This is a genomic window from Bradyrhizobium sp. Kon37 (genome assembly GCF_055807535.1).
In genome coordinates, this window is sequence record NZ_JBVVOY010000071.1 from 1 (window position 1) to 1,330 (window position 1,330).

Annotated in this window: 2 protein-coding genes; both read left to right on the forward strand. The window is 54.9% G+C overall.

The window, feature by feature from the left end; all coding sequences use genetic code 11:
* The first annotated feature begins 76 nt into the window (after positions 1-76).
* Positions 77-511 (forward strand): phage tail assembly protein, encoded by a 435-nt coding sequence (locus AC0L3J_RS37030; protein WP_000344073.1) that lies wholly within the window; start codon positions 77-79, stop codon positions 509-511.
* A gap of 144 nt (positions 512-655) precedes the next feature.
* On the forward strand, positions 656-1,330 hold a 675-nt coding region (locus tag AC0L3J_RS37035; protein ID WP_473350376.1), incomplete at its 3' end, for a tape measure protein.

The following is a 1,330-nucleotide window of genomic DNA, read 5'->3' on the forward strand; positions in this document are numbered from 1 at the left end:
ACCGAAAAACGACGGCGGCGAAATTTCGCTGGTACTGATGGCAAAACAAAGCAAACGCATTGCATAAGGGGAAACAATGGACGAAATGAATTTAGGTCCTGAAGCACAGGAACTGCATGACAGCATTGTGGCAGAAATTCAGTCCGGCGTGCTGAAACTGAAAGACGGCCTGCCGTTCGGCACCGGTGACGAGACTGAAATGCAGTATGACGTGACGCTGCGTGAACTGACCGCAGGCGATATGATTGATGCACAGGCGGCTGCTGAAAAGCTGGTAATGAGCAAGGAAGGTCCGGTGCTGGTCAGTTCCCCGTCCCGGATGGGACTGGAAATGCTGCGCCGACAGATTGCCAGCGTGGGCTGCATCAAAGGCCCGTTGTCGATGGCGCTGATTCGTAAACTGTCTGTCGATGACTTCCAGCGTCTGTCGCTGGCCACAGAAATGTACGACATGGCTGTGGCGGCATCGCTGACACAAGAACGGGGGCGAGTGGCTGCGGTGCCGGAATGATATTGAGAAAGCGGCGACAGCGATTGGCGTTATTCTGAAAAGTGGCCCGGAATGGGCCTTGTCTCTCCCGCTGTCCCGCTTTTTCCGGCACTGCCAGCAGGCTAAAACCCTCTCTCAATATCACCGTTAAATCAGGAAATATCTATGACCGGGAAACGCTTAAAGGCGTCTGTCATTATTGATCTTAATGGCAATCTTTCCCGGCGTTCCCGCCAGTATTCGAACCAGATAAACGCCCTGTCCCGTAGCGGGCAAAGTTCCCTTCGTGCCCTGCGTATGGAGGTTGTGCGCGTTTCTGGTGCCATTGACAGAATGGGTTCACTGTCAACCCGTACATTCCGAATGCTGTCAGCCGGGGCGCTGGGTATCGCTGGCGTGGGTTACACCGCCAATAAACTGTTTATTGGTGCAGCCGCCCAGCGTGAGCAGCAGATCATCGCCATGAACTCGCTGTATCACGGCGATAAGGTCAGAGCGCAGGCCATGATGGCCTGGGCGAAGCAGAACGCGAAGGACACCACGTGGGGGCTGAGTGGTGTTCTGGATGAGATCCGTTCGTCGAAAGGCTTCGGCATGACGGATGAACAGACGAAACAGTTCATCACCATGTTGCAGGATCAGGGGGCCATGCACGGCTGGGATTTACCCACTGCACAGGGTGCCTCACTGCAACTGAAACAGATGTTTGCCCGCCAGCAAATCACAGCGGCGGATGCCAACCTGCTGACCGGTTACGGTATCAACGTTTATCAGGCGCTGGCGGATGCAACGGGAACGGACGTTAAAAAAATCCGTGATCTGGGTACAAAGGGCAAGCTG